This is a genomic window from Anaerolactibacter massiliensis (genome assembly GCF_900290205.1).
GTDB lineage: Bacteria > Bacillota_I > Bacilli_A > Erysipelotrichales > Erysipelotrichaceae > Bulleidia > Bulleidia intestinalis.
The window spans coordinates 1166526-1186508 of the sequence record NZ_OLMH01000002.1 but is presented as its reverse complement, the minus strand read 5'-3'; the positions used below and the strand labels follow the sequence as shown (position 1 = coordinate 1186508).

General features: G+C 52.9%; 16 protein-coding genes. All 16 read left to right on the top strand.

Features of this window, described 5'->3' with window-relative positions:
• The first annotated feature begins 80 nt into the window (after positions 1–80).
• The 16 genes from C7E00_RS09225 (at position 81) to mutM (ending at position 19980) form a co-directional block, all read left to right on the top strand.
• The gene (locus C7E00_RS09225; protein WP_105304016.1) at positions 81–1091 is read left to right on the top strand and encodes a hypothetical protein; all 1011 of its coding nucleotides are present in this window, start codon (positions 81–83) and stop codon (positions 1089–1091) included.
• A 12-nt stretch (positions 1092–1103) separates the two neighbouring features.
• Positions 1104–4217, top strand: a complete 3114-nt coding sequence (locus C7E00_RS09220; protein ID WP_105304015.1) for an N-acetylglucosaminidase — start codon at positions 1104–1106, stop codon at positions 4215–4217.
• Complete coding sequence (locus C7E00_RS09215) at positions 4210–6192, top strand: PASTA domain-containing protein (protein WP_167836542.1); 1983 nt, start codon at positions 4210–4212, stop codon at positions 6190–6192. Before C7E00_RS09220 ends, C7E00_RS09215 begins: the two co-directional genes overlap by 8 nt.
• 100 nt (positions 6193–6292) lie before the next feature.
• The gene (gene uppS, locus C7E00_RS09210; protein ID WP_105304013.1) at positions 6293–6994 is read left to right on the top strand and encodes a polyprenyl diphosphate synthase; all 702 of its coding nucleotides are present in this window, start codon (positions 6293–6295) and stop codon (positions 6992–6994) included.
• On the top strand, positions 6991–7773 hold the full coding sequence (locus C7E00_RS09205; RefSeq protein ID WP_105304012.1) for a phosphatidate cytidylyltransferase: 783 nt from the start codon (positions 6991–6993) through the stop codon (positions 7771–7773). Before uppS ends, C7E00_RS09205 begins: the two co-directional genes overlap by 4 nt.
• Before the next feature lie 2 nt (positions 7774–7775).
• The gene (locus C7E00_RS09200) at positions 7776–8942 is read left to right on the top strand and encodes a 1-deoxy-D-xylulose-5-phosphate reductoisomerase (RefSeq protein WP_105304011.1); all 1167 of its coding nucleotides are present in this window, start codon (positions 7776–7778) and stop codon (positions 8940–8942) included.
• Positions 8939–10000, top strand: coding sequence for an RIP metalloprotease RseP (gene rseP / locus C7E00_RS09195; protein WP_105304010.1), 1062 nt, complete (start codon positions 8939–8941; stop codon positions 9998–10000). Before C7E00_RS09200 ends, rseP begins: the two co-directional genes overlap by 4 nt.
• A gap of 17 nt (positions 10001–10017) precedes the next feature.
• A complete protein-coding gene (galE, locus tag C7E00_RS09190) occupies positions 10018–11034 on the top strand; it encodes a UDP-glucose 4-epimerase GalE (protein WP_105304009.1) in 1017 nt (338 codons plus the stop codon).
• Positions 11035–11093: 59 nt separating this feature from the next.
• On the top strand, positions 11094–11825 hold the full coding sequence (locus tag C7E00_RS09185) for an alpha/beta hydrolase (protein WP_105304008.1): 732 nt from the start codon (positions 11094–11096) through the stop codon (positions 11823–11825).
• A gap of 7 nt (positions 11826–11832) precedes the next feature.
• A complete protein-coding gene (locus C7E00_RS09180; protein ID WP_105304007.1) occupies positions 11833–12912 on the top strand; it encodes a PTS transporter subunit EIIC in 1080 nt (359 codons plus the stop codon).
• Positions 12913–12966: 54 nt separating this feature from the next.
• The gene (locus tag C7E00_RS09175) at positions 12967–13440 is read left to right on the top strand and encodes a DUF3592 domain-containing protein (protein WP_105304006.1); all 474 of its coding nucleotides are present in this window, start codon (positions 12967–12969) and stop codon (positions 13438–13440) included.
• The gene (gene radC, locus C7E00_RS09170; protein WP_105304005.1) at positions 13425–14111 is read left to right on the top strand and encodes a RadC family protein; all 687 of its coding nucleotides are present in this window, start codon (positions 13425–13427) and stop codon (positions 14109–14111) included. The genes C7E00_RS09175 and radC overlap by 16 nt, the downstream gene beginning before the upstream one ends.
• Positions 14112–14205: 94 nt before the next feature.
• Positions 14206–15297 carry an AI-2E family transporter gene (locus C7E00_RS09165; protein ID WP_105304004.1) on the top strand — a complete coding sequence of 364 codons (1092 nt, stop codon included), beginning with the start codon at positions 14206–14208 and terminating at the stop codon, positions 15295–15297.
• Positions 15294–16490, top strand: coding sequence for a metal ABC transporter solute-binding protein, Zn/Mn family (locus C7E00_RS09160; protein WP_105304003.1), 1197 nt, complete (start codon positions 15294–15296; stop codon positions 16488–16490). Before C7E00_RS09165 ends, C7E00_RS09160 begins: the two co-directional genes overlap by 4 nt.
• Before the next feature lie 71 nt (positions 16491–16561).
• A complete protein-coding gene (polA, locus tag C7E00_RS09155) occupies positions 16562–19174 on the top strand; it encodes a DNA polymerase I (RefSeq protein WP_105304002.1) in 2613 nt (870 codons plus the stop codon).
• The gene (gene mutM, locus C7E00_RS09150) at positions 19174–19980 is read left to right on the top strand and encodes a bifunctional DNA-formamidopyrimidine glycosylase/DNA-(apurinic or apyrimidinic site) lyase (protein WP_105304001.1); all 807 of its coding nucleotides are present in this window, start codon (positions 19174–19176) and stop codon (positions 19978–19980) included. The genes polA and mutM overlap by 1 nt, the downstream gene beginning before the upstream one ends.
• Positions 19981–19983: the final 3 nt, after the last annotated feature.

Sequence of the window (19983 nt, the reverse complement as noted above, 5' to 3'; positions counted from 1 at the left end):
CTGCCAGCGGCAGATCTTTTTCATGGTTTCCATCCCAGGAGAATCAGCAGAATGCGTGCAGATCGTTTATAATAAGGAACATGACAGGAAAAGATGAACAGAAAACTTCCCGGCTTCTGATCGTAATCGTGGTTATTCTCGCTGCTGTGATTGCAGCATTTCTGTTTCTGCTGCACGATCCGAAGAACAGCAGTGCTGCTTCTTCGGATCCTGATACGATCGGCGAGAAAGCTTCGCTTGCGACCGCCGGGGCGATGAGCGTTCCTTCCCAGACGACCGAGATGTCTTCGCTGAGTATTTCTGTGAATGATTACAAGGTGTTTGCGCTGGATGGTCTTGATTTCCGGTTCGTGATTGCCAATGTGCATATTGAGGGAGAGAGTCCGCTTAATGTTTCGCTGTCTCATTTCACGACTAGTGAAGGCATCCGTCTGGATCAGGTTTCTGATTACGTGAATACGCTGGAAGAGAATAACCTGTTTCTCGGCAGGCAGAATGTGCTGTTCTCGCTGATCTCGGAGACCTCTCCGTTTGATGCGAATATCTTCATTCCCGTGAAGGATTCTTCATTGAGCAGCCTTACGGTATCCATGGATTTCCAGACCAAGGCACTTTCTTTCCTGCTCTCTGACCCGAAGGGGACTTCAGAAATGCTTGCTTACACGGATGGCGATGTCATCACGGATGGCAAGACGTATCAGATGACGGTCTCGAAGGCAAGAGAGATCACCGGCGAACCGCTGTATCAGACCGTGAATGGCCAGGACCAGGAATACCTGCTTCCTTCGACGACCCGGGTCTATGCGTTTGAGGTCGATGCCGTGTCGCTGTATGGCGATACGATTTCGCTGGAAAGTGCACAGTATGTGCCGGCGAATTCCTCGGAAGTATTTGATGCGCTGCCGCTAGAGGTCCATACACTGAAATTCCAGAATATCCTCGGAAAGACGATTTCGGATACGTCTTCGGGATATCTGTTCTTCTATGCATATGATCCGGAAGATCATCCGATCACGTATACCGGCGTGCTGAAGCTGAAAGTCAGCGGCCAGGATACGTGGATCACGGTCAATGTGAACCTGAATGAGTAAAGGAGTGACAGAATGAGAACGTTTCCGATTCTGACAGCAGTGCTGAGTCTCGCGGTTTCTCTGGTCACTGCATTGCCCGCAATGACCGTGGAAGTCTCGGCAAAGGAAGAATATGACTATTACCCGATGGCCTGCAGTCTCTATGAAGTAGACAAGGTCGTTTCGTCTGGCGGCAATGCAGGCTTTGAGATGACTGCCTGCATTGGCGACTATTCCGAAGCGAAGCGGCAGATGTATGCGCTCGGCGATGCCGGCGTCATCCGCAGCAGTGCTTCGTATTCGCCAAGCAGAATCATCGATATGAGTGCCGGCGTCGTCTATACGTATCCGCAGCGTTCCGGTGCCAATACCGTCACGATCTACCAGTATTATGATCTTTCCGGCTCCATGCCTGCTTACAATAAGACGACCGCAGTCACCTGGCACCGGGAGCTGCAGTATCTCGGCCTGTATTCCGTTCCGGACAGCGACGGCAATGCGCAGGTACTCGTAGATGCGGCGGGCTTTGAAGGCTATGTGAACCTGAAGAATGTCGATCTCATTCCGATGGCAGTCATTGAAAACGGCTGGGGCATGTACCTTGGCGGCAATTCGACGTATGACGGCGAACAGCCGTTTCTGACCTATGCGCATCAGCAGTATTACAAGGTGGAGCAGAACGGGAATTATGCCGATCTCGTGCTGCATTATTTCAGCGGCTGGGGCAATCCGTCCAATGGCGGCAAGGTTCAGGAATGGACCAGTGCGGTCGGACCGGCAGCTGACTGGATGAAAGTCGGTGATGTCTATTACAGCTATGACAACACGACGTTCTATACCGACCGTACCTGCCAGAACCAGGCGGGAGTGTATTATCCGTATTATGAATTCGTGTTCCTGCGCTCGAAGACCGGAATCTCTGAGAGCACGTTCAATCAGTTTCTGAGCTCAGTCGGGAAGGATTCCTCGAGCAAGCTCTGGAATACGGGTTCGATCTGGCTTTCTGCCCAGGACAAGTATGGGGTCAATGCCCTGGAGATCTTTGCGATGGCATGCCTGGAGTCAGGCTATGGCATGAGCGCCTATGCTCAGGAAAGAAACAATCTCTTCGGCTGGAATGCGGTGGATTCCGACCCGGATCAGGCTTCGTATTTCAGCAGTGTCGAGCAGGCGATCAATGAACATATGAGCATCAATCTGAGAGGATATCTGGACATCAATGATGCAAGATACTTCGGGTCGCATCTTGGCAATAAGGGTTCCGGCTTCAATGTGAAATATGCTACGGACAACTACTGGGGCGTCAAGATCGCTTCGATTGCCTATGCGATTGACAAGTGCGACAACGACTGGAACGGAAAGCTGACTGATTTCAATTCGGTGAGTCTTGGCATTGTAAAGAATGATGCCCATGTGGATATCCTGAAGTCAGTCAACGGATCCGTGCTCTACAATACGGAATACGGTTCCCGCTATCAGAAGAACCATACGCTTGCGATTCTGGCAGAACGGGATGGATGGTATGAAGTGCAGTCCACGAATGTGCTGGATACTTCCGGCAATGTCGTCACCCACCTCAGCAGTATGGGAGGGCTTGATTATAACTTCGATACGATGGTCGGCTGGATCCGCAAGGATCAGGTGACGCTGATCAATACGACGCCGATCCAGATCACCGGAAGAACGGCGACTGGTGACGCGGTGCAGACGCTGGATGCGCTCAGCTGGAATGAGAATGGCACGCTGCATCTGGAAGGAAGAAGCTATGTGCCTGGCATTCTGACCGACAGCGAGAATACGGTCACGGAAACTCTGACGATTCAGAGCGATGCCTTCGCTTCTGTTTCAGAGATTCCGCTTACGGTTTCTGCCGACAGCGATGTCGTGAAGTGGAGCACTGATCTTGATGTTTCCTCTCTTGGGGAAGGAACATATTTCTTCAGTTTTGCAAGGTCTTATTCGGCAGTATCGGAATACAGCAGCACGTATTGGCTGCCATTGATCCAGAGCCTTCCGGATCCGCATACTGCCAATGGCAATTCGTATGCCTTCTCGTCGGCATCCTTGTCCGGAACAGATGGACTGGCACTGACGGTGCAGAAAGTGAGCTGCGGCGTGAATGCGTCGTATGATGAAGCAGCTGGTTCCTGTGTCTGTGCAGATGGATATGAGAACTACACCGAAGGAACCGGATGCACCATCAAGCCGACGGAAGATGTTAGCGAGAATGTGATGAGAGGCGTCGAAAGTGCTTCTCTGAAGGATCAGGTGCTGACGATCAGCGGTATGGCCTTCCTGAAGGGCATGGATGCCAGCGACAGCAATCAGGTTTCTCTGATCTTCCGGAATATGGAAACGGACGAAGAGAAGGTCTTTGATGCAAAGATGAGCGATCTGCCGTCTCCGGTCAGCCTCGGCGATTCGTATACGTATTCGCATGTACTCTATGAAGTCTCTGCAGATCTCTCAGGGCTTGCGGCAGGAACGTATGAGATCCAGGTGAAAGTCACCAATGGGGAGGAATCCGGGACAGTGCCTCTGTACTGCACGAAGGATGATATCGATCAGAGTGAGAATCGAACCGACGGATCCATCGTGAGCTTCTATGCAGAACCGATGTACAACTATCGTCTCGAGGTTTCGATCGGTACGTCCGGCATTGATAAGTCTGTCATCAGCAAGCCGATCCGCAGTGCTTCTGTCTTCGGAACGAATTCACTCACGATTGAAGATGGCAAGTTCAGTATCGATGCATATGGTCTGCTAAGAGGGACTTCCATCACGGCAGACGATCATCCGTCCTATACGATTCTGATCGAGGATGAGAATGGAACTGTAACCTCGTATTCCATGAATACGAAGGCATGTCCGGTAGATCTCGGAAAGATGCTGCAGTCGGATTACACGGCAGATGAAGCATGCTTTGACGGATCGATTGATCTTGCTTCTCTTTCAGAAGGAACCTATACGCTGTATCTGGATCTGAAGACGGATTCGGCAAGAGATATCTATGAGCTTTACAGTCTCAGAGACATGGATCCGGTCACGGATACGTATCAAGGAAGAACCTATACGATCGCCAAGGGAAAGATTCATGATCGCTTTGAGCTGACGATTGCGGCAGATGAGGGGAATGCGAATGATTAGACTTGCAAAGACAACAAAGATCCTGCTCGGGGTTGCAATCGGTCTGGGAACGGCGACGGTCGGAACGGCAGCGTACTATTTTTCCTCGGCCCCTGAAACGGCGAAGATCACGGTTCCGGCCTTCGTCGGAAAGACGAAGAGCGATGTCGAAAGCTGGATGACAGAGAATTCGGTTTCTTCTGATCAGTGCACCTTCGACTATACGTATGATGAAGAAAAGGATCAGGATGTCGTCCTGTCTCAGAGCATTGAAGCAGATTCGGTCTTAGGGTCTGAAGAGGTTCTGGAGATCACGCTGTCGAATGGACCGGATCCGGACAAGGAATTCAAGATGCCTGATTTTACCGGCAAGAAGCAGGCAGCGGTCGAGCAGTGGTTTGAAGACCATAAGTTCACGGCAGTGAGCTATGCCTTTGAGAGCGATGACAAGGTAGAAAAGGGTGTGTTCCTGAAGGCTTCTGCAGATGCAGGCACGACCATGAAACGTTCTGATGAGCTGACGATCACATTCTCAAGCGGCAGCGATTCCGACGAAAAGACTGAAGTGACCGTTCCGGATTTCTCTTCGTATTCGCGGAAGAATATGCAGGCATGGGCATCGCAGAATGGCATCACGCTGACGATTGCGGCCCAGGCTTCTGATACGGTAGCCAGCGGCGGCTTCCTCTCGCAGAGCGTGAAGGCCGGAACGAAGGTGAAGCCCGGTTCTTCGATCACCGTGACCTTATCTTCGGGCAAGGCCATCAAAATCGTGAGCTATGTCGGCAAGACGAGAAGCGAAGCAGAGACCTGGACAAGTTCACAGAAGCTCAAGAGCAGTGTCACGCTTCTCTACAGCAGCAGCGATGCCGGCATCGTCCTGTCGCAGTCTCCGGATTCCGGTACGGCTGCAGAAGGGACAACGGTGAAATTCACTGTTTCTGCAGGAAAAGTGAATCTGCAGGATTATACGGGCAAGACAAAATCCGCATTTGAAGCGTATCTTTCTTCCCTGAATGCAGAGAACAGCAGCAGCGCAAAGATCACGGTTTCCTATCAGGAAACGGAAAGCACTTCGGCAGCGGGTACCATTCTGTCCCAGAGCGTGAGCGGGCTGGTGGCTCCGGGTACCAGCGTGACGGTTCAGGTTGCCATCGGAAAGAAATACAGCGTAACCAGTCAGGCTGGCAAGTCTCTGGACAGCTTCAAGAGCTATCTGAGCTCGATGGGTCTGAATCTCGGCAATGTTTCCTATGTTTACAGCGACAGCTACCGTTCAGACGTCCTGGTGTCCAATGATACGGGCAGCTATGAATCCGGAGCCTCGATTAACTGTGTGGTTTCAAAGGGTTCCTATTCCTGGGATCCGGGCAGCCTCGTGAATGCTGGTTCCAGCTGGAGCTCTCTGTACAGTGCTTCTGCAGATGCGAGAAAGAACGGCTACACCGTAACGAAGTCGGATGTGGAAAGCAGTCAGTATTCGGAAGGACAGATCGTCGGCTGCACCGTGAGCGGAAAGAGCATTTCCTGCCAGGTATCGATCGGCTCCTATGTGACGATTCCGGATGTGACCGGAAAGGACCATTCGGATGCTTCTTCGACGCTGAGCAGTCTCGGTCTTTCGGTCACGGAACTGGAGCAGAGCTATTACAGCGATGTCACCGCGGGTCAGGTGGTCGGTCAGTCGCTTTCTGCCGGAACGAAAGTCCGAGCAGGAACAGCGGTCACGATCACGTATTCGAAGGGACCGGAACCGGTTGTGACGGCGACGATTCCGACGATCTATACGGCCCTGTATGATGGCATGAAAGGTTCGGAGATTGTCTCGAGCCTGACGCAGACGCTGAATGCGGCAGGATTCTACAACCTGAACTTCGTGAAGATTTCGACGGGAAGCACGACGAGCATCAATGCGCTGAAGTCGGTTTCACCAGCACCTGGTTCCACGATCAATGTGAAGGACCAGATCACGATCGAGTATTATTCCGCAGACTGAAAAGAAGAAACAGATCACCAGGGACTCGCTGGTTCCATGCATACAGCGGAGGCCCTGGTGATTATGCTATAATTCTTCTGGCTGAAAAGAGAACATGGCTATGAAAGAATGCAGACACGTTGCGATTATCATGGACGGAAACGGCAGATGGGCGAAGGCCCAGGGAAAGCCGCGGACGTACGGTCACCTGGTCGGTTCGGATAATGTCCGTACCATTGCGATTGCTGCGGATGAGCTCGGGGTGAAGTATCTGACGCTCTATGCGTTTTCCACGGAGAACTGGAAGCGGTCGCAGGAGGAAGTGGGCTATATCATGAAGCTGCCTGCTTATTTCTTCCGGAAGTATATGCAGGAGTTTCTGGACCGGGGCTATCAGATGCATATGATCGGCGAGCTGGATGCCTTGCCGGAGAGCACAAGAAAGGTGCTTCTGGATGCGGTGGAAGAGTCGAAGGATAATACCGGTCTGAATCTGAATATTGCGATCAACTATGGCTCGCATCGGGAGATCGTGCTGGCTGCGAATCAGTATGCGAGAGATGTCAAAGAAGGAAAAGCAGAGCTCGGCATCGATGAGAAGGGCTTTGAGAAGTATCTGATGACGAAGGATTTCCCGCCGGTGGATCTTCTGATCCGCACGAGCGGGGAAGAGCGGATCTCGAATTATCTGCTCTGGCAGATTGCCTATGCGGAACTGGAATTCGTGCCGGAGAGCTGGCCGGAGTTTACACCGGAGGTATTCCGGCGCTGCATGGAGGAATACCAGGCCCGTGATCGCAGATTCGGAGGCGTGAAGGCATGAGTGATACGAAGAAGCGGGTCATCACCGCGGCAGTGCTGATTGCGATTATCATTCCGCCGTTTCTGGCAGGCGGAATCTGGATTGATCTCCTGATGGCGGTGATCTCGTTTTTCGGTGCGTATGAGCTTGCCAGCATGAGCGATCAGAAGCCGCACATGGGCATGACGATCCTGACGGCGGCGGCGATCATCCTGCTGTACCATCTGGAAGGCGAGCTGATCATTGCCGGGTTTGCATTATGGATCATCGTGCTGTTTGCCATCCATATCTTCTATGAACCATTCTCGACTGATGAGGTCGTCTATATCTATGCGATTTCGTGCATCCTGGCGATGGCATGGAATGGCGTATGCAGAATCTACGGAACCATACTCGGGCCTGATACGATGATCTATGTCGCGCTGGCCTGCTTTCTGTGCGATACGGGAGCCTGGTTTTTCGGCAGAAAGTTCGGAAAGCATAAGATGATTCCGCGCATCTCTCCGAAGAAGACCTGGGAGGGCAGTATCGGCGGCTATCTGACCGGACTTGTGATTTCTCTTGTCTATGGGTTGTTCTTCGTGCCGGAGATGCCCATCGGATTGTTAGTAAGCGGATCTCTGGTACTGCCTGCGGCAGCTCAGATCGGGGATCTTTCGTTCTCGAGCACGAAGCGGCATTTCGGCATCAAGGATTTCGGCAAGCTGCTGCCTGGTCATGGCGGCATCCTGGACCGGATTGACAGCCTGGTGTTCTGCTTCATGGCATTCAATGCACTGATGCTGGCATGGGGGATCTGAATATGACGAAGAGATTTGTACTGCTCGGAGCGAGCGGTTCGATCGGCACGCAGACGATCGATGTGATTCTTCAGCATCCGGATCGCTTTTCTCTGACGGCATTCGGAGTAGGCAGAAGGATTGAGACGGCCAGAAAGCTGCTTGGCATCTTTCCGGTGACCAAGGTTTCCGTAATGCGGAAAGAAGATGCTGAAACCTTAGCTGCAGAATTTCCTCATACGAAGTTTTTATGGGGAGAAGCAGGCATGGAAGAGCTGGCATCGGGATCGGATTATGATGTGCTGATCAATGCGCTGGTCGGGTTTGCGGGCTTTGCACCGACCCTGGCCGCGATGAAGGCGCATCATGATGTGGCCCTTGCCAACAAGGAGACGCTGGTCTGCGGCGGAGCGCTCATTAAGAAGGCAATGCAGGAATACGGCGTGCGGCTGTATCCGATCGACAGCGAGCATTCGGCCATCTGGCAATGCCTGCAGGGCAATCAGATGAAGCAGGTGAAGCGGCTGATCATCACGTGCAGCGGCGGCGCCTTCCGGGATAAGAAGAGAGAAGAACTTGCGCATGTGACGCTGGAAGATGCTCTGGCCCATCCGAACTGGTCGATGGGACCGAAGATCACGGTGGACTGCGCAAATCTCATGAATAAGGGATTTGAAGTGACGGAAGCGCACTGGCTGTTTGATCTTCCGTATGAGCAGATCGACGTGCTGATGCATCGGGAGTCCGTGATTCATTCGATGGTCGAGTACTGCGATCACAGCGTGATGGCTCAGCTCGGAGCACCGGATATGCGGCTGCCGATTCAGTATGCGATGAGCTGGCCGGACCGTCTGCCGCTGCATCAGGATCACCCTCTGGATCTTTCAGAGATCGGAACGCTTCATTTTGAGAAACCGGATACGGAGCGGTATCCGCTGCTTGCCTTAGCCTATGAAGCAGGAAAGAAGGGCGGCAATCTCGGAGCGATCATGAATGCGGCAAATGAGGCTGCCAATGCGGCTTTCCGCAGACATGAGATTCCGTTTCTCTCGATTGAGCAGATTGTGATTGATACGGTGCATCATGCGCCGTTTGCAGAGCTTTCCAGCGTGGACGACCTGATTCAGGCAGATGCCTGGGGCAGAGCTTATGCGGAAGAACAGATCAGAGGAGTACTCATTAACGAATGACGATTATCTATTTTATCCTTCTTCTTACGGTGATTATCTGCATCCATGAGGCAGGTCATCTCTTTGCGGCAAAGAAATTCGGCGTATACTGCTACGAATATTCGTTCGGCATGGGACCGGTCATCTGGAAGCGGAAGAAAGGCGAGACGCAGTACAGCATCCGGGCGATTCCGATCGGCGGCTTTGTCGCAATGGCGGGAGAGCAGGATGGCGATGCGGCTTATCCGGATGTCACAGTTCCCGACGGCAGGCGTCTGACCGATAAGCCATGGTGGCAGAAAGTCATCATCATGCTGGCGGGAGTATTCATGAACTTCGTGCTCTGCTGGGTGATCTTCTCGCTGATCATCCTGCATGCAGGATCGTTTGCGGTATCTCCGAAAGCGGTGATTGAAGAAGTCATTTTCGGGGGTCCTGCGGAAGCAGCAGGACTTGAAGCAGGGGATGAGATTGAAGCAATCGTGCTTTCTGATGGAACCGAGTATCATCCATCAACCTATCAAGACCTGCAGCTTGAACTGTCTTCGATGTCGGATCAGCCGATCCAGCTGACGGTGCTGAGAGATGGCAAAGAACTCACCGTCTCCGTGACTCCGGAATATAACGAAGAATACCAGTACTACATGATCGGCATCCGCGGTCCTTCGGCAGAAATGAAAGATGTGAATCTTCTGAACTGCTGGGGCTTCGGAGCGCAGGAGATGTGGACGGTGACGAAGCTCATGATGAGCGCGATCCGCAATCTCTTTGCTGGAAGAAATCTGAATCAGCTCAGCGGACCGGTCGGCATCTATCAGGCGACGGAACAGACTGTTTCGTATGGTTTCTCGAGCTTCCTGTTCCTGATGGCAGAGCTTTCGCTGAATGTCGGCATCTTCAATCTGATTCCGTTACCGGTGCTGGATGGCGGCCAGGTCGTGATCACGATCGCCGAAGCCATTGCTCATCGCAAGCTGAATGAGAAGGTCAAGATCGGGCTCATGGGAGCCTGCTGGGTGCTGCTGATCGCATTGATGCTGTTTGTTACCTGGAATGATGTTTCCAGAATGATCGGATAGAAAGAAGGTATTCACACATGGCAACTATTCTCGTAACCGGAGGAACCGGATATATCGGTTCCCACACATGCGTTTCCCTGATTCAGGCTGGATATGAGGTCATCGCGCTCGATAATCTCTATAACTCCAATGAAGCCGTTCTGGACCGCATTCAGACGATCACCGGTGTGAAGCCGAAGTTCTACCGGACTGATGTGCTTGACAAGGATGGACTGAAGAAAGTATTCGATGAGAATCATATCGACGCCGTCATCCACTTTGCCGGCTACAAGGCAGTCGGAGAATCCGTTCAGAAGCCGCTGACGTATTATGAAAACAATATCTCCGGTTCGATCAATCTGTACTGGGCAATGCGCAATGCCGGCTGCAAGACCATCGTCTTCAGCTCCAGCGCTACCGTCTACGGAGCACCGGAGAAGTGCCCGATCACCGAGGATTCCAAAGTCGGCGGAACCACGAACCCATATGGCACCAGCAAGCTCATGAATGAGCGCATCCTCGAGGATGTCTCGAAATCGGATCCGGAATGGTCAGTCATGTTATTAAGATATTTCAATCCGATCGGAGCGCATCCGTCCGGACTGCTCGGAGAAGTTCCGAACGGAATCCCGAACAACCTCGTTCCGTATATTGCAAGAGTTGCCAACGGCCAGCTGGAATATCTGAGAGTCTGGGGCAATGACTATCCGACTCCGGATGGAACCGGTGTCCGTGACTACATCCATGTCGTGGATCTGGCAGATGGACATATCGGAGCGGTGAAGTATGCGCTGGAACACAAAGGTGTTGAGCATGTCAATCTCGGCACTGGCAAGGGATATTCCGTCCTGGATGTCCTGCATGCATATGAGAAGGCATGCGGGAAGAAGCTTCCGTACAAGATCATGCCGAGAAGACCTGGCGACATCGCAGAATGCTATGCCGATCCTTCCAAGGCAAAGCGCCTGTTCGGCTGGGAAGCCAAGTATGATATCGATGATATGTGCCGCGATTCCTGGAACTTCACGCTGAAGAATCCGGACGGCATTCACTGATCCTCGAAGCTCATCCGTCCCGGATGGGCTTTTCTTCCTAAGGGAGGAGGGAAAAAGACATGGTTCAGAGAAAGCACAGACGTCAGCAGAAAACATGGGTGATCCTCGCGGTGATCGCAGCCTTGTTTCTTGCCTCAGGAATCTATTTCGGAACATACTATCACGCCGATGAAACCGCACATGCCGCGATGCAGAGCGATGATGCCGTGACGATCGCTGAAATTCCGCAAGGAGGATATCTCTTTGACGGACCGGGCGAAGGGACCGCGATGATCTTCTATCCTGGTGCGAAGGTGGAGACGATCGCCTATGCGCCATTGCTGCATCAGATTGCGGCTGAGGGCTGCGATGTGTTTCTGCTTGAGATGCCATTCCATATGGCTTTCTTCGCAGTAAATAAGGCAGATCAGATCCGTCAGGACTATGAAGAGACAAGCTGGTATATGGCCGGGCATTCGCTCGGGGCAGCGATGGCTGCACAGTATTCTGCTTCGCATCTTGAAGAGTATGACGGTCTGATTCTTCTCGCAGGGTATCCGACAGCGGACCTGCATGCAGAGAACTTCCGTCTCTTAAGCATCTATGGATCAGAAGACGGCCATCAGAAAATGCTGCAGAAGAATCCGCAGTATGATCCGGATGATACGACGATCGTTGTTCTGGAGGGCGGAAACCATGCCCAGTTCGGAAACTACGGCATTCAGAGCGGAGATGGCGTCGCATCCATCTCCCGCCAAGAACAGCAGAAACAGACCTCTCTAGCGATCCGGGAATTTCTGAAGAACGATTGAGGACTTTATGAAGAAAATTGCAGAAGCGTATTCCATTGCGGCAGGAGGGATGCTGTTCTTTGCGGCTTTTCTGTCGCTCGGATATGCCCTCTGTCCCGAGACGATGCTGGGCGGAAATGCCTATGCCCCGACTGCAGAACCTGGAAGAATATTCGTATGGATCGGAAGTCTCGGCTGGGATCATCCTGGCATCGTGCTTTCCATCTGTCTTGGCCTTGGCCTTACGGACGAATTCCATGTCAGTGCTTCTCTGCTCTCATTTCTGTCTTATGAGGTGCTTGCTCATGGCATCTCCCGCTTCATGTCATTCAGCACTGCCCGGAATGATATCCCGTATGCACTGCTCGGAATGATTGCGGCAATCCTTGCCTGCACTCTCTTTCAGCGGGTTCTGAAGAAGTCCTGCGACTTCTGGAAGAAGCTGCTGGAAGCAGCACTGCTCCTCATTGCCGGTTCTCTGTTCTCTGCAGTTCTGTTCTCACTTCTCTGGCCGCCTTTCTATGATGGCATCACAGCGCTTGGCAGATGGTGTGCCGATGGCAGCGTGAGAGGTGCATTCTGGTTCCATGTCTTCGAACGGCTTCTGGCTCCATTCGGCATGGAGCGCGGCCTGAACCGGATGGTATGGAATGCAGGAACCGGTTTAGGAGATCTTTCGTACTTCTGGGCAAGGAAGACTTCCGAAGATGTCTCCTGGCCATCAGGGCTCTATATGTCAGGCTTCTTTCCGATCATGATGGGCGGCATTCCGGCGGCCTGCGCGGTGCATCAGAATCACGATGGAAACCGGCGCTGGGGAATGATCGGTCTGGTTTCGTTTCTCGGGGGAACGGTGCTTCCCTATGAATATCTGCTGCTGGTGCATCCGCTTCTGTATCTAGGCTATTGCCTTTCCTATGGCATTTCCGCAGTGCTGGCAGATCTTCTTTCCTTCCGGGCCGGGCTGGCCTTGTCCGGAGGGTTTGCGGACTTCTTCTTCAGCGGCGTCATGCCAGCTTCGAAGAACCCGCAGAGGATTCTCCTCCTCGGAGCACTTGCGGCAATGGTCTTTGCAGGAACTGCGTATCTTCGGACGAGGAAGAAATGACAGGGGATCCTTCCGTCCTTCTGCTAAGGATAGAGAAGAAGGAAGGTATTCTTTATGGGCAGACTCAATTTCATCACTGAACTCATTCCCGGCATTCTGTTTGCGGGCATCGGCCTTGCCGGACTGATCCTGTTTCACTCTGCGGGACCGGGAATCATCCTCACCGGTATCCTGTTCAGTGCAGCCGGAGTGCTGATTCTCATCCGGGCGATTGCAAGGATCCGCAGGATTTCTGCTGCCGAGAAGCATGGAACGAAAGTTATTGCCGAAGTAGTCACGTGCTATATCGACTTCTCGGTTTCCGTGAATGGCATCTCTCCGTATCTTCTGGAATGTGCATGGCAGAATCCGGCAACTGGAGAAGTATGCCATTTCTGCTCGGATCCGATCTACCGGAATCTCTCCTTCGTGCAGCCGGGAACGCCAGTAGAAGTGATGGTGGATCCGGAGAATCCGGAGATCTATGCCGTGCACTGGAAGAGTGTGCTGCAGGCAAAGAACCAGGTGCAGACATGGCAGAGCGTCTGAAGAATCTGCCGGAAAGCGAACGGCCCAGGGAGAAAGCGATCATGCATGGCATCCGCAGTCTTTCCAGCCGCGAGCTGCTGGCGATTCTGATCCGCAGCGGCATCCGGGGCACGTCTGCCCTTGATGCGGCTGATCATCTGCTGATGAAAAGCGGCGGGGTGAACGGGCTGTTGAAGCTTAGCCGGTACGACATGAAGCAGGTCCCTGGAATCTCAGAAGTCAAAGCGCTGGAACTGGAAGCCTGCATGGAGCTTTCCAGGAGGATCTCGTATGAGCGGGCCGCGGAAGCAGATGTCGTGAGAAGTCCGGAAGGACTCTATGACTGGCTGAAGAAGGAGATCGGCAGCGGCGATCAGGAACAGTTCATGGCCATCTTTCTGGATCAGGCGAATCATATTCTTTCAGCAAGGACGCTGTTCATCGGCACCGTGAATTCCAGCATGGTCAGTCCGCGAGAAGTATTCCGGGAAGCCCTGCTTCATGGGGCCGTGAATGTGATCGTCGTGCATAATCATCCTGGCGGGACACTTGCCCCGAGCCAGGCAGACCTGGATGCGACTGCCAGAATCATCGAAGCAGGCAGGATGATGGGCATCCCGGTGCTCGATCATCTGATCGTTTCCAGCAAGGGTGTCTACAGCTTCCGCAGGGAAGGATTGCTGACGGATTAACAGGAGGCTCCTTCTGAGCAAGAGGGAGCCGTTTCCATTCTGCGGTGGAAGAAAGCAGTGGCGGATGTTAAAATAACTGTCTGAAAGAGCGCATATGAACTTCTGGAACCGGATTGCTGAAAAACTGGATAAGGACGTCTCGTTCCGCACACTGATCAAGATCATCATGATCCTGCTGGTGGTTCTTCTGATCCGTTCGACGGATGTCGTGTGGAAGGGCATCTGGGTGAAATTCCGTGTGATCATCCGGCCGTTCTTTCTCGGCTTTGCTGGTGCTTATGTGATCCACCCGCTGATCCTGTGGCTGGAAAAAAAGAAGATCTCCCGCCGTGTCAGCATTCCCGTAGTCTATATTCTGATTCTCGTGCTGCTGCTCTGGCTGACGTTCACGATCATTCCGATGGTGATCTCGCGGCTTAGCTCGTTCATCACTTCGATGATCACCGGGGTCAATTCGCTTTATGATGCCTATGCCGGGATTGCGGACGATGTGCCGAACTGGCTTCAGGAAGCCGTGCGGCAGATCATCGCTTCGCTCAATAACGCCCTGAATCTGCTGCCGAATCTGACCAGCCAGCTGCCGGATCTTCTGAACAGTGCGTTTGCGGAAGTCACGAACTTCATTCTGACGTTCATCATCTCGATCTATATGTGTCTGGGCTATGATAAGACAAAGGTCTCGATCCGGAATCTGATGTCCCGTTTCGGAGATCCGGCGGTCCGGACCTGCCATGCGATCGATCTGGAATTAGGCTCTTATATCCGCTCGCTGATCGTGCTGATGTTCGTGCGGTTTGCGGAATACTGTCTCGTCTATTCGATTGTCCGACATCCGGACTGGCTGCTGATGGGCCTGCTGACGGCAATCAGCCTGATTATCCCGTATATCGGACCTACGATCGTGAATGTGATCGGCATCGTGACAGCACTCGAGCTGCCTTCGCACCAGGTGATCCTGCTGGTAGCGCTGATTCTGATTCTGTCTCAGGTTGATGCATATCTGATTGAACCGATGGTGCATTCGCACAATGTGCACATTTCTCCGCTCTGGGCATTGTTCAGCATCTTTGCCGGGGGCGTTCTGCTCGGGCCAGAGGGCGTAGTCTTCGGCATTCCGATTTATCTGGCCATCCGGGCAGCCATCGAAACCAACAGTTCTGCAAAGAAGAAGGAGGAAACTGCATGAAGAAAATTCTGACCATGATGCTTGCCTCCTTTCTGCTTCTGGTCCAGACGGCAGGCTGCGCGGTGCAGAAGACGGTCATTGCATATACCGTCTATCCGGTCGGCTACCTGGTCAGCCGGCTGATCAGCGATGTCAGCGGTATTTCGGCAGAAAGCGTCCAGGAACAGACGATCGTGCAGCGTTCCACGCTGAAAGCCGACTATCAGTCCATTCTGGAAAACAGTTCCGTCTTCCTGCATATCGGAAGACTCGAACCATATCTGTCCCTGTATAACACGGAGATCTCCGCGGCTCAGCCGTCGCAGATCGACCTGTCGGCGATGAATGCCGTCTATGACTTTGCCCGCTATACGGCTGTCGTCACCGATGAGGGCACAGCCTATGTCGAGGGTCCTTACTACAAGAGCGATGCATTCAATCTCGTCGACACGGATACGAAGGATCTGTATCTCTGGACCGACCCCATTGCGATGCTGTCGATGGCAAAGGATATCCGGGACTTTCTTGAAGAGACGTATCCTGATGATACTTCCCTGTTCGAAACAAACTATGAAAGTCTCGAGAATGATCTGATCAATCTTGATGCGCAATATCAGGCGCTTTCCACCAGCAATCAGCAGAATAACAAGGTCATCCGCTTCGTGTCGATGACCGCAAGCTTCGGCAACTGGCAGAAAACGTATGGCTTTGAAGTCTATCCGGTCATCTTATCCAAGTACGGCGTTCTGCCGAATGAAGAACAGCTGGCTGTGATCGAGCAGCGGATCCAGGATGACGGCGTGCGCTATATCGTGTACGAACCGAATATGACGGATGATATGATCGAGCTCTTCAACCGGATCGAAGACGATCTCGGACTCACCAGAGTCGAGCTTAGCAATCTGTCGAGCCTGCCCGCGGATGATGAAGGAGCAGGCAAGGACTATCTCTCGATCATGTATGAGAATCTGAGCACACTGCAGACGATGGTGGAAGACCGGCCGGTTACGGAAGCTGCTTCTGACAGCCAGACAGCCGACACCAATGACACGCAGCAGGAAACCGATACTTCTTCTGCGGAACTGACGGATCCGCTCGATACGCCGTCTCCGACCTTCACGCCAGATGCGGGGGCAGTGACTTCTTCGAGCAATACCGACTGGATCACGAGAGTCGAGAATGAAGGAACGGTGACTGCCGATCCTGCAAACTGAAGAAACATCAGGACAGCTGCCTGCGGGCGGCTGTTCTTTGGCTATGGTAGAATGAAGGACGGAGGCATTTTATGAAGAAATTACTGCTGGTAGATGGAAACTCGATGCTGTTCAGGGCATATTATGCGACAGCCTATGGACAGAAGATGACAAGCTCCAAAGGAATTCCGACCAATGCGGTCTTCGGTTTTGCCAGCATGCTGCAGAAGGCAATCGATCTGGTTCAGCCGGATTCGATGCTGGTGGCATTTGATGCGGGCAAGCATACTTTCCGCCATGATCTGTATCCGGACTACAAGGGCGGCAGAAAACCTGCCCCGGATGATCTCGTGCCGCAGTTTCAGATGACCAGAGACTATCTGGACGGCTTTCATATTCGCTGGGTGGAAATGCCGGATATCGAGGCAGATGATCTGATCGGCACCATGAGCAGGCTTTCTCCGGATTATGAGACGGTGATTCTGACCTCGGATCATGATCTTCTGCAGCTTGTCGATGATACGACCACGGTCATGCTGATGAAGAAGGGGCTGACCGATATGGCGCCGATGACGCCTGCAGCCATGAAGGAAGAGATGGGTATCACGCCTGCGCAGATCATTGATCTCAAAGGCCTGATGGGCGATCATTCCGATAATATTCCGGGCATTCCGGGCATCGGCGAGAAGACGGCAGTCAAGCTGCTGCAGCAGTACGGAACGGTGGAAGAAGTCCTTGCCCATGATCATGAGATCAAGGGCAAGCTCGGCGAGAAGGTGCAGAACAATCACGCCTCTGCACAGCTCTCAAAGACCCTGGCGACGATCCGGCGCGATGTTCCGCTGGACTTCACGGCCGATGACTGCAGGTTCGAACCGGACTATGCTTCGCTGATCCGCTTTTTCGAGAGCGTCGATATGAACAGCCTGGTGAGAAAGTATCAGGCAATTCTGGAAGAACAGAAGTCTTCCGATCCATCTGCAGCTCCGAAAAAGACTTATGAAGCAGTGAAAGAGATTCCGGAATCCTTCCTGAAACGGCAGCTGGCGGTGTACCTCGATGGCGATCAGGAACCGTTCTATGCTTCAGCCATCAGCGGCCTGGCTCTCTCGGATGGGAAGATGTCCTATTATATTTCACTGGAAGATGCAGAGCAGGATCAGAAGCTTCTTGCCTATCTTGCCGGAAATCAGCCATCCAAGATCGGCTTTGATGTCAAGCGGGCCATGCACCAGCTCAAGCGCACCAAGCTGAAGATTGCTTTTTCAGAAGATGCGATGATCGCTGCTTCCCTGGCCGACAGTTCCCTGACTTCTCCGGAGAAGATCTATGAAGCCTGCGGCATTGAGACGACGAAGAAGCGGGAAGATATCTACGGCACAAAGGCTAGACCGAAGCTTGCGGATCTCTCTGATGCCGTGCAGTTTGCGTGCGAGAATGCGGCAGGCATCTACGCGATCTTTGAACAGATGATGCCGAAGATTCATGAGTCATTGATGGATTCGCTGTACCGGGATATGGAGATGCCGCTGACAGAAGTCCTTTATGAGATGGAAGAGACCGGCATCACATGCTCGAAGGAGACGCTCGGTCAGCTTTCTGCAGAGATGAAAGAGAAGATGGACCGCCTGCAGGATTCGATCTATGCAGAGGCAGGCGGACCATTCAATATCAACAGCCCGAAGCAGCTTGCGGAAGTGTTATTTGACAAGCTCGGTCTTCCGGGCGGGAAGAAGCGCAGCACGAGTGCAGATGTTCTCGAGAAGCTCAACGGGTTCCATCCGATCATCGGCGAGCTGCTGGAATACCGCAAGCTTTCGAAGATCTACGGAACGTATGCAGAAGGACTGCAGCGCTTCATCTGCAGTGATGGAAAGATCCATACGCTTTACAACCAGTGTGCAACCCAGACCGGAAGACTCAGCAGCAGCGATCCGAATCTGCAGAATATCAGCGTCCGCGATGAACAGGGCAAAGTGATCCGCAAGGCATTCCTGCCTTCGGAAGGCTGCGTGCTGCTTTCATCCGACTACCATCAGATCGAGCTGCGCATGCTTGCAAGCATGGCTGGGGAGACTTCGATGATCGAAGCATTCCGCAATGGCGTCGACATTCATACGAAGACTGCCATGGATGTGTTCGGAATCGATCGTCCGGAAGACGTGACCCCGGAACAGCGCCGCCGTGCCAAGACCGTCAACTTCGGCATCGTCTACGGCATCAGCGACTTCGGCCTGGCCGAACAGCTCGGCATTTCCCGCAAGGAAGCAGCCGACTTTATTGAGACGTATTATCAGAAATTCCCGAAGATCCGCACCTATATGAATTCGATTGTCGAGTTCTGCGAGGAACATGGCTATGTGACGACGCTCTGCGGCAGACGCCGTGAGATTCCGGAGATTCATGACAAGAACCGGATGGTGAGGGAGTTCGGCAAGCGGGCCGCGATGAATGCGCCGATCCAGGGCAGTGCGGCAGATCTGATCAAGATCGCGATGCTGAAGATCGATGCCGAGATGAAGAAGCAGAATGTGAAATCGAAGATGATTCTCCAGGTTCATGATGAACTGATTTTCGATGTGCCGAAGGAAGAACTGGAGCTGATGACGAAGCTCGTGACTGACGGCATGTGCAATGCGATGAAGCTGGATGTTCCTCTGACCGTGGAGTGTGCGGCCGGTTCTGACTGGTATGAGGCGAAGTGATGCCGGAGCTGCCTGAAGTAGAAACCGTCGTCCGCACGCTGGAACATCAGATCCAGGGCAGAGAGATCGAGGATGTTGCGGTGCGGACCCCGATGATTCTCGAATGCGATCCGGACCAGTTTCGGAAAACGCTGATCGGACAGCATTTCCGCACGTTTGAAAGACGTGGCAAGTATCTGCTGCTCTATATGGATTCCGTGCTGTTCCTGTCGCATCTGCGCATGGAAGGCAAGTATTATCTGCAGGCCCCGGAAGAACCGCTGGACCGGCACATGCATGTGATCTTCCAGCTGGATGACGGAAGACAGCTGCGCTATCGGGATACGAGAAAATTCGGGAGGATGAATTTACTGCCGATGGATACGGATCTCCTGACGTTTCATGGACTTGGTCCGGAACCGTTCTGGGATTCGTTCAATGCGGACTATATCAGGGAGTACTGCAAGGGCAGAAAAGAGCCGGTCAAGTCATTATTGCTCGATCAGCACTTCGTGGCAGGCATCGGCAATATCTATGCTGATGAGATCTGCTTTGCCTGCGGCATCCGCCCGGGCAGAAGCTGTGCAAGGATGACAAAGAAAGACCGGGAAAATCTGGTCACGGAAACGAGAAGAATCCTGACGAGAGCGATCGCGGCGGGCGGAACGACGATCCGTTCCTATACATCGAGTCTCGGGGTTACCGGAAGGTTTCAGCTGGAGTGCATGGTCCATGAACAGAAAGTATGCAAGGTGTGCGGAAATGAGATCCGCATGAAATGGATCGGCGGCAGAAGCAGCTACTACTGCCCGCATTGTCAGCACTAGGAG

Excerpts from the sequence above, each read along its gene's own strand:
- C7E00_RS09225 (WP_105304016.1), top strand. The coding sequence starts at position 81 with ATGACAGGAAAAGATGAACAGAAAACTTCCCGGCTTCTGATCGTAATC.
- C7E00_RS09220 (WP_105304015.1), top strand. The coding sequence starts at position 1,104 with ATGAGAACGTTTCCGATTCTGACAGCAGTGCTGAGTCTCGCGGTTTCT.
- C7E00_RS09215 (WP_167836542.1), top strand. The coding sequence starts at position 4,210 with ATGATTAGACTTGCAAAGACAACAAAGATCCTGCTCGGGGTTGCAATC.
- uppS (WP_105304013.1), top strand. The coding sequence starts at position 6,293 with ATGAAAGAATGCAGACACGTTGCGATTATCATGGACGGAAACGGCAGA.
- C7E00_RS09205 (WP_105304012.1), top strand. The coding sequence starts at position 6,991 with ATGAGTGATACGAAGAAGCGGGTCATCACCGCGGCAGTGCTGATTGCG.
- C7E00_RS09200 (WP_105304011.1), top strand. The coding sequence starts at position 7,776 with ATGACGAAGAGATTTGTACTGCTCGGAGCGAGCGGTTCGATCGGCACG.
- rseP (WP_105304010.1), top strand. The coding sequence starts at position 8,939 with ATGACGATTATCTATTTTATCCTTCTTCTTACGGTGATTATCTGCATC.
- galE (WP_105304009.1), top strand. The coding sequence starts at position 10,018 with ATGGCAACTATTCTCGTAACCGGAGGAACCGGATATATCGGTTCCCAC.
- C7E00_RS09185 (WP_105304008.1), top strand. The coding sequence starts at position 11,094 with ATGGTTCAGAGAAAGCACAGACGTCAGCAGAAAACATGGGTGATCCTC.
- C7E00_RS09180 (WP_105304007.1), top strand. The coding sequence starts at position 11,833 with ATGAAGAAAATTGCAGAAGCGTATTCCATTGCGGCAGGAGGGATGCTG.
- C7E00_RS09175 (WP_105304006.1), top strand. The coding sequence starts at position 12,967 with ATGGGCAGACTCAATTTCATCACTGAACTCATTCCCGGCATTCTGTTT.
- radC (WP_105304005.1), top strand. The coding sequence starts at position 13,425 with ATGGCAGAGCGTCTGAAGAATCTGCCGGAAAGCGAACGGCCCAGGGAG.
- C7E00_RS09165 (WP_105304004.1), top strand. The coding sequence starts at position 14,206 with ATGAACTTCTGGAACCGGATTGCTGAAAAACTGGATAAGGACGTCTCG.
- C7E00_RS09160 (WP_105304003.1), top strand. The coding sequence starts at position 15,294 with ATGAAGAAAATTCTGACCATGATGCTTGCCTCCTTTCTGCTTCTGGTC.
- polA (WP_105304002.1), top strand. The coding sequence starts at position 16,562 with ATGAAGAAATTACTGCTGGTAGATGGAAACTCGATGCTGTTCAGGGCA.
- mutM (WP_105304001.1), top strand. The coding sequence starts at position 19,174 with ATGCCGGAGCTGCCTGAAGTAGAAACCGTCGTCCGCACGCTGGAACAT.